The 8424-nt window shown below is 43.7% G+C and carries 7 protein-coding genes and 1 pseudogene; 5 read left to right on the top strand and 3 right to left on the bottom strand.

From position 1 onward, the window contains the following. Positions 1-117: 117 nt before the first annotated feature. The 4 genes from GNF10_RS32850 to GNF10_RS32865 all read left to right on the top strand — a co-directional run bounded on the left by GNF10_RS32850 (position 118) and on the right by GNF10_RS32865 (position 3872). Positions 118-654: a GAF domain-containing protein gene (locus GNF10_RS32850; RefSeq protein ID WP_185585142.1), complete on the top strand. Its 537-nt coding sequence runs from the start codon at positions 118-120 to the stop codon at positions 652-654. Between the two features lie 102 nt (positions 655-756). After that, a complete protein-coding gene (locus GNF10_RS32855) occupies positions 757-1137 on the top strand; it encodes a VOC family protein (protein ID WP_260446098.1) in 381 nt (126 codons plus the stop codon). A gap of 185 nt (positions 1138-1322) precedes the next feature. Further along, positions 1323-2501 (top strand): class I SAM-dependent methyltransferase, encoded by a 1179-nt coding sequence (locus GNF10_RS32860; RefSeq protein WP_185585141.1) that lies wholly within the window; start codon positions 1323-1325, stop codon positions 2499-2501. Positions 2502-3005: 504 nt separating this feature from the next. Beyond that, the gene (locus tag GNF10_RS32865; protein WP_185585140.1) at positions 3006-3872 is read left to right on the top strand and encodes an NAD(P)-dependent oxidoreductase; all 867 of its coding nucleotides are present in this window, start codon (positions 3006-3008) and stop codon (positions 3870-3872) included. 377 nt (positions 3873-4249) lie between these two features. Here GNF10_RS32865 and GNF10_RS32870 read toward each other — a convergent pair whose 3' ends face one another. Together GNF10_RS32870 and hslO are read right to left on the bottom strand one after the other, a co-directional pair. Beyond that, a complete protein-coding gene (locus GNF10_RS32870) occupies positions 4250-6322 on the bottom strand; it encodes a chromosome segregation ATPase (RefSeq protein WP_185585139.1) in 2073 nt (690 codons plus the stop codon). Positions 6323-6477: 155 nt separating this feature from the next. Further along, a complete protein-coding gene (gene hslO, locus GNF10_RS32875; RefSeq protein ID WP_185585138.1) occupies positions 6478-7383 on the bottom strand; it encodes an Hsp33 family molecular chaperone HslO in 906 nt (301 codons plus the stop codon). A 306-nt stretch (positions 7384-7689) separates the two neighbouring features. Between hslO and GNF10_RS32880 the strand changes: the two genes are divergently transcribed. Then, positions 7690-8076 (top strand): hypothetical protein, encoded by a 387-nt coding sequence (locus GNF10_RS32880; protein WP_163928971.1) that lies wholly within the window; start codon positions 7690-7692, stop codon positions 8074-8076. Between the two features lie 73 nt (positions 8077-8149). Here the strand turns inward: GNF10_RS32880 and GNF10_RS32885 are convergent. After that, a pseudogene (locus GNF10_RS32885) lies at positions 8150-8424 on the bottom strand (hypothetical protein); the annotation flags it as partial.

Consider the following 8424-nt stretch of genomic DNA (forward strand, 5'->3'; position numbering starts at 1 on the left):
ACGATTATGTTTCGTTAAAATCGAATTGCTGCTATAAATACAAAAATGTATTTAAATAAAGTGTAATAAATTACTATATAAATCCGGCAGCATTTACCTAGTCGTAATTTTAGAACCGTGCAAATTCATCCTCACTCAGAATTTAACCATAACCGCGATCGCCGTGAACAGGGTTTGCAAATTTTGCTCGATCGTCTTGTTAAAACAATGCAGCGCGATGAGTTAGTGCGGCAAACAACCAATCAACTCAGAGAATCGCTTCAGGTTGATCGGGTGGTGTTGTATTATTTTTACAACCAGTGGGAAGGACAAGTGACTTTTGAATCTTTGAGTTCTCAAGAATTCTCAATACTTGGTTCCACTGGCCCAGATGATTGTTTTAACAACGAGTATGCTGCTTTATACTTAGCAGGACGGGTAAAGGCGATCGCTGATATTGAATTAGAGCCGATCGAGTCTTGTCACCGAGATTTTCTCCGCAATTTGCAAGTTCGCGCTAACTTAGTTGTACCAATTGTCATCCCTAGAGGATTATGGGGATTGCTAGTAGCACATTACTGTCAAGGGCCTCATGATTGGTCGCCATCAGATATAGAAATGATGCAAACAGGGGCACAAACTCTAGCGACAGATCGTAATATTCTGGAGAGCTAAAATAATTCGTCATTCGTCATTTGTCATTCGTCATTCGTAGTTAAAAGGGCGTACTCCGTGGGTTTCAAACCCTCAATTTTTTCTAGATAAGGAGAAAGAATTATGAAATTTGGTTATACGGTCATCTGGGTAGACGATGTAGTTAAAACGGTTGAGTTTTACGAAAAAGCTTTTGGTCTGGTTCGTCGCACTCTTCAGGATAAAGGACAATCTATCTGGGCGGAAATCGAAACTGGCAGCACTACACTAGCTTTCTCTTCAAGTAGCGAAGCACAGAAATTATTTCCTGGGGGCTTTCATGTCAACGATCCCACACAACCACCGCCATTAATTCAAATATCATTTATTACCCCCGATGTTGGCAGTGCTTACATGAGAGCGATCGGCGCTGGCGCAAAAACATTAGATGCCCCTAAAAGTCAGCCTGGGGGACAAATGATGCTCGTGTCCGCGATCCCAATGGTGTGCTGGTGTCGCTGGTGAGTGGTTAGTACTGCTTCTCTGCGAGACGCTACGCTTAATTCGTAATTCGTAATTCGAAATTGTATAGGACTTACGCAATAACTCTCTGAAACTCTCATTCCTTTGTGTCCTTTGCGACTTTGCGGTTCGTTTTTCCATTATCCGCTTACTGCGACCAGCAGGCTAACACGACAATGAAAGATTTTATGGATTCCAATGCTTTGCTGTGTGCAGCGATCGCAAATCACATTACCACCAATCCTCAACAACGAATTACTTTCGCCCAATTCATGGATCTGGCACTATACCATCCTGAATACGGATACTATTCCAGCGATGCAGTCAAAATAGGTTTTAAAGATAGTGATTTTTTCACCTCTCCTAACCTCTGTCCTGACTTTGGCGAGTTACTAGCAGAACAATTTTTGCAAATGTGGGAAATTTTAGGAAAACCTGTACCCTTTTCTCTGGTAGAAATGGGAGCAGGTCAAGGATTGCTAGCATTGCATATCCTTAAATATCATCAACAGCACTACCCAGATTTTTTTACGGCGCTGGAGTACATCATTGTTGAAAAGTCCCCAACTTTAAGACAAGAACAGCAGCAACGCTTGCAAGATTTCCCTGTGCGTTGGTGTAATTTAGAGGAAATACCGCCAAATGCGATCGCTGGTTGCTTTTTCTCTAACGAGTTAGTAGATGCGTTCCCCGTGCATCAATTCATCCTAGAAACGGGAGAACTCCGAGAAATTTATGTAACCACAGATAGTAATGAGAAAGAAACCTGCTCATCATTTATAGAAGTCACAGGAGAACCTTCAACCCCCCAACTGTCTGAATATTTAGACTTAGTGGAAATGAACTTTACCCAAAGTGCATATCCAGATGGCTACCGTAGTGAAATTAATTTAGCTGCTTTAGACTGGTTGAGTATAGTAGCAGACCGCTTGCAGCGCGGCTATGTGTTAACAATTGATTATGGCCACCCCGCCAGTCGTTACTATAATCCCAGGCGATCGCAAGGAACGCTACAGTGTTATTACCAGCATCGTTTCCATGACAACCCCTACATTAATATTGGGCGACAAGATATCACAGCCCATGTTGACTTTACGGCTTTGGAACGCTGGGGTGAGCGGTGTAGTTTAGAAAAAGTTGGTTTTATCCAGCAGGGATTATTTTTGATGGCGTTGGGGTTAGGCGATCGTATTGCAGCCCTTTCCGAGCAAAAGCAACCTCTCTCGCAGTTACTACAGCATCGGGATGCACTACACCAACTTATAGATCCCACAGGACTCGGCGGCTTTGGAGTCTTAATTCAGAGCAAAGGTCTGGACAATACAGAAACTTCTCAAAAACTCAAAGGATTGACCCTGCCCGAGTAAAGGTAAATTTGAAAAGTTAAAACTCTATTTAAGAATGCAGTATCAATCTTATTTAGACTAGCATAACAGTGAATACTGTAAAGTTAAACACAATACAAAAGTAATAATTATGTCCACCCATGACCTGCTAATGCTAGTAACACTACTTACTCCTGGTATTTTACTTTCAGTGATAATTATGGCGACTTTTGCAGCTGGTGGCTAATTGCCAGAGACGTTAGGGGCTTCCAAATAAAAAATATCCCAAAACGGGCACAAAATCCTCTCTATTTTTCCTCTCTCTGTGTTCTCTGCGCGGCAGTCGCTCATGGGGGAAACCCCCAAGACCGCGCTCCCTTGTCTCTGTGGTTCGTTTATTTCTTGGAAATCCCTTAGTCGCTAATCAGTGAACAGTTATCAGTATTTAGATATAACTGTTCACTGATAACTGATATTAAAATCAAACGATGGAAACGCGATGTCTACAACAGACTACGCCTACGCTGTATTAAAGGAACGTAAAAAATGAAGGTGGCATTTCTGGGAACTGGACTGATGGGACTACCAATGGCTCAAAGGTTATTAGCCGCAGATATACAGCTAGTTGCCTACAATCGCACCCCAGAAAAATTAGTACCGCTACAAGCAGCTGGGGCTGAAATTGCTACACATCCCCGCCACGCCATTCGTGCTGCTGAGTGCGTAATTCTCATGCTGACTAATGCCCCTGCCATTTATAATGTGTTGCTTTCAGATACTTCTTGGCAAACTCTGGAAGGGCGCACAATCATCCAAATGGGAACAATCACTCCCACAGAAAGCCAGGAAATTAGAGACGCGATCGTTGGTGGTGGTGGTGAATATTTAGAAGCGCCAGTATTAGGGAGTATCCCGGAAGCACAAGCTGGCAAGTTGAGTGTGATGGTAGGGGCAGAGCCAGAACAATATCAACGGCACTTAAAGTTACTCCAAAATTTTGGGACAGAACCTTTACTTATAGGGCCAGTAGGATCTGCGGCGGCGCTTAAATTGGCACTAAATCAACTAATAGCTTCCCTAACAACTAGCTTTGCTCTGAGCCTGGCTTTTGTCCAGCGTCAGGGTGTTGATGTGGATATGTTTATGCAAATCTTGCGCGACAGTCCACTCTACGCACCTACCTTTGACAAAAAGCTACAACGTATGTTGGATGGCAATTATGCCGATCCGAATTTCCCCACAAAACATTTGCTCAAAGATACAGAATTATTTATCTCTGAAGCGAAATCTCGAAGTTTGGATCTCAGCAGTATTAAAGGTGTGCGGCAAATCTTGCAAACAGCCGTAAAAATGTCATTTGCTGATGATGATTACTCATCACTATTTTCTGTAATTAAAGAATGGGGAGAGTGATGGAAGAATTCAGAAATCAGGAGTCAGCATGAATCAGTGGATTCATCCACCAATCGCACAAAATTCATTCTGTTAGCGGAAGCGTGGCATTTAGCCCATTCTGGCTGCTGACTCCTGAATTCTGTTTCGATAAATTTAACTAGGGTGGCACAACTAGTAATCTATCGCAAAAGTTTTGATAGGTTTGTAGTAAGCACTTTAGTGCTTGAATATTTGAGGACTAAAGTCCTCACTACAAACATATTTACCACTCATAACTAATGCGATAGACCACTAGCTGTGCTACCTTACTTAAAAAGTTTTTTTTACACCCCGGCATCCCTGATATGCCTTTTGAAAATGCTGAATTAAAAGGTTTTAATCTTTAAATAACGCTATTACTGCCCATTAGTAGTTGATTGAGGAAATGGTAGAGATTCAGTCTGGGGTTGAGGCTGAGGTTCAGGTTTAGGATTCAGAAAATCCTGCCAAGCCTTAATTTGCTCTTGCGCCGCACTGTAAGCAGCACTACCGCGTGGAATCGATTTTGCAATATCAATCCCTCTAGCAATATCAGACTGACCTTGAGAGCGAGCTATTTCTAACAATTGCTGACTCCATTGGTCAATAGCTAGATTCGCATCCATACGTAAGATGCTATTGTTTGAAACCCGATCTGCCAGCCGTATTGCTTCAACCAAAGCTTCTGGCGTACCAGCTGCGCCCACTTCTTGGGCTTTTTTCCAGTTTTCTCTAGTGCGGATTTGCCCTTCCCAATCATTTATCGCAGCTTGCGCTTCCCCAGAAAGTGCCCTTCCCGATGAGGCAATTTGTTGAGCGGCGCTAATGGCGGCGGTGAGATTTCCACTCTGAGCCAGTTCTTGTGCTTGATCCAAGTAGGGTTGGTCTTGAATTCGCTGAATTTTTCCTATCCAAGTCCGAATTCTTTTCCGTGCTTCTGGATATAATGCCCGACCTCTACGAATTTCGCTAGCCTGAGCGATCGCAGCTTGCAAGGAGTTGATATCATCGAATACAGCTATCTGTTCGGCACGTTCTAAGTAAGGTTGGTCTTCAATTGTCTCCACTTGGGCACGCCAGCGATCCATTTCTTGTCTAGCTTCTGTGGATCTGGGATTATTTGCAGGTATTAACTGCACTTGGGCGATCGCTGCTGTTAAATTAGGAACTGTTCCCTGGCTAGCCAACAATCTCGCTTTTTCTAGATTGGCAACATCTTCAATTTCCAACTGCCAACGAGCAATGAGTTGTTGGGCTTCGTTATACACTGGTCTGGAAGGATCGATTTGTTGTGCTTGAGCGATCGCTGCCTCTAAACCAGAAACGTTACCGATCCAAGCACTTCTTTTCGCGTCAGCTATGCCGATAAAGTCGTCTGTTTCACCCTGTAGTTTCGTACTCTCTGGAATTTGTCTAGCAATATTCAATGCTTCATCGGCATCCCGCTTGTCTAGTTTTGCCTGTGCCAATTCCAGCATTTTGCGTCCAAATGCGGGAATCGCTTCCTGGGCTTTTTGGTAAAGGTAACTTTCCTGCCCAATAGACTCGGCTAGCTTGATGGCTTCCAGTAAATTATCGACTACTTTGCTGCTTGCTAAACTTTCCGCTTTTCCTAACTTATCGCCATCTTCCCGCGCTCCGGCGATTAGACGATTCAATTGGTCGTATTTAGTGCCCGCCCAGTATTGATTGTCTACGCGCAGCATTTTGGCGGATAACATGAACGCCGATTGCCAGCGCCGTTCTTTTACTTCGGCGATCGCACCGTTGTATGTTTCTTCTGCCTTTGTCCAAATTGACTGCCATTTGTCAACTTGTTCATCGACTAATTTATAAGCTGCCACATCTTCGGGTATCTTGCGAGCAGTAGCGATCGCTTCCTCTAAATTCCCCGTTTGGAAACTTTGATCGGCTAGTTTCAAAATATCCCGTGACCATTCTTCGATGAAACGATCAATTTCTCCATGCAACGGGTGACTTTCAGGTAGTTCTTTCACCAGAGCGATCGCTTGCAATAGGTCGTTCACTGTTTGCTTAGAAGCCGCCAACTGAGCGCAATGTAGCCGCACGGAAGCACTAGCTAGGGGCCAGAAAATCGAGGGGCAATTAGGGGCAGTCGGCAACTTTAGCAGCATTGCCATTGCCAAGAATGCTACACTGCCGGGAATCAACATTAGTAGTACTAGCCACAATGTCCAGCTTTTCATCCAGCGTGGCCATTTCCCAGAAGTACTACTGAGTTGGGCAGTTTCTTCTGAATGACTATTTATAGGTAATCCTTGTGTATCGTTTTTTTTTCGCCGCTTCACTGACTTGGAAGTAGAACCAGTAGGTGGGACACCAAATGGTTGAGTTTCACCGAATTGTTCTGTTCGGGATAATCTTTTGTTTTGATCTGGCTCTCTATCACTGGCTGAAGACCAACTGTCTGGAATATCCCGCTCTGTCATCTCTCACACCAAAATAATTGAATAGCGCTCTGTTTTAGGTCGATAATTCCATTGATGCCATAGTAACTTTCTCGCGATCAAAAAGCTACTTTTTTTGATTATCCCTCTCCACAGAATACCATGTTCAATCTAATAAATTAGTGTCGTTTTATACTTTATCTTGAAACAGTAGATTCAGCTTGTAAATCGGCAATTAGTTGAGCTAACTGATCGCTACTTGCCTGGTAAACATTGCCGCAAAAGTCGCAAGTTGCTTCAGCACCATTATCTTTAACAATCATATCTTGCAGTTCGGCTTCTCCCAAAATTTTCAGTGCCCCCAAAACGCGATCGAAAGAACAACCACAGTGGAAACGCAGCATTTGCCGTTCGGAAAAGATTTCCAGCCCCATATCGCCCAAGAGGTCGCTAAAGATTTCAGTCAAATTCTTCCCTGCTTGCAACAATGGTGTAAATCCTGCCAAACCAGCGACCCGTGATTCTAAAGTTTCTACGAGGGCTTCATCTCTGGCAGCTTTGGGTAACACTTGTACTAGTAATCCTCCAGCCGCAGTTACTCCCCCTGCTCCCACAAACACACCTAAAACTAAAGCTGAAGGTGTTTGTTCAGAATTCACCAGATAATGAGCCACATCATCGCCAATTTCACCAGAAACTAGTTCTACCGTACTAGAGTAAGGATAACCATAACCAACATCTCGCACAACGTAGAGGTAGCCACCACCCACTGCACCACCAACATCTAGCTTACCTTTGGCATTAGGAGGTAATTCTATAGATGGATTCCCCACATACCCGCGTACCGTACCATCTAAGCCGGCATCTACCAATATGCCGCCTAAAGGGCCATCGCCCTTCACCCGCACATTGACCCTTGATCCACTTCGCTTCATACTAGAAGCCATTAACAAGCCCGCCGCCATAGTGCGACCCAGTGCTGCTGTTGCCACATAAGAAAGCTTGTGTCGCTGCCGTGCTTCTTCTGTTAAACGTGTGGTGATCACACCTACGGCACGAATTCCACCTTCGGCTGCTGTTGCACGAATTAACTGATCCGCCATGAATAACCTTACATTTCTTAACAAGTTCACTTTTTCTATTCTAAGTTCTCTGCTGCAAGAAAAGTAACGTAGTGGGGTGTCACGTAAATAAACGGCTGTTATTGGTCATTGCTCACTTGTACTGAGCGTATCAAGCAAATGCTCCGCTAACGCGCAGCGTCTCGTAGAGAAGTCGTTGGCGTAGCCTCTAGTAGAGAAGTATTGGTTATTAGTTATTTCCAAAGGACAAAGGACTAATGACTAATGACAAAGACTATTTGCAATATTAGAAATAGCGATATCTCACTTTTAGGCAATCTTAGAAAAATGCTAGGTAATTTTCAACAAAGTCAACTGCGAATCGAAATTGAAGCGCCAACAGATGCAATTCGTGATAGTCTGCTGCATCCGGTACAACTAGAAAAATGGCTCTTAGCACAACGCTTTGCGCCAGGAATGCCAGAAGAACTACTTCCGGGATTTCAGTTTACTACCTGGACTGGGCCAGTCTCAATTCATCATCAAGTAGACGTTGTAAAATCCAACTGTCTCCGTTTGCTACTCAGTGGAGGTATTGACGGGTTTCATGAATGGTATTGGGGAGAAGGTTGGGTGCAATCCCGCTTGGAAGGAGTTTCACTTTTGCCCTTAAATTTGGGTCAAACCTTGAGTTTGTTGAGTTTGCGTCAATTTCTGGCAACTCAAGGACGTTGAATCAGCTGAATGTAAAGGGATTGGGAATTGGGGCATGAGGCATTGGTTATTCTTTGCGTCCCGATTCCCTAGTTCAAGAGCCAGAAAGAATACCTACAAGAATTTTTACCAGCACAAATAAATCTTCTGGAACTTGATAGTGGTTCTGGTCTTGAGCTACCTGACGATTTGCACGATGATAAATTCCAAAACACCAGTCTCCACCATTCGTAACTGCTCCATATAGAAGTTCAGATGTAGATTTAGTCCATTGGTAAAGTGCTGTTAATTCAACCCACATTCCGCAGGTGCGCTCGTAAATGCTGTATTTTTGAAAATGACCTAAATGCTGTGTTTTAGAAGCATGAC

The sequence above is a fragment of the Nostoc sp. UCD121 genome, assembly GCF_014222285.1.
Taxonomy (GTDB): domain Bacteria; phylum Cyanobacteriota; class Cyanobacteriia; order Cyanobacteriales; family Nostocaceae; genus Nostoc.

What these genes read in the sequence shown, in the direction of transcription:
- GNF10_RS32855 (WP_260446098.1), top strand. Translation starts at nt 757, where the DNA reads ATGAAATTTGGTTATACGGTCATCTGGGTAGACGATGTAGTTAAAACG.
- GNF10_RS32860 (WP_185585141.1), top strand. Translation starts at nt 1,323, where the DNA reads ATGGATTCCAATGCTTTGCTGTGTGCAGCGATCGCAAATCACATTACC.
- GNF10_RS32865 (WP_185585140.1), top strand. Translation starts at nt 3,006, where the DNA reads ATGAAGGTGGCATTTCTGGGAACTGGACTGATGGGACTACCAATGGCT.
- GNF10_RS32870 (WP_185585139.1), bottom strand. Translation starts at nt 6,322, where the DNA reads ATGACAGAGCGGGATATTCCAGACAGTTGGTCTTCAGCCAGTGATAGA.
- hslO (WP_185585138.1), bottom strand. Translation starts at nt 7,383, where the DNA reads ATGGCGGATCAGTTAATTCGTGCAACAGCAGCCGAAGGTGGAATTCGT.
- GNF10_RS32880 (WP_163928971.1), top strand. Translation starts at nt 7,690, where the DNA reads ATGCTAGGTAATTTTCAACAAAGTCAACTGCGAATCGAAATTGAAGCG.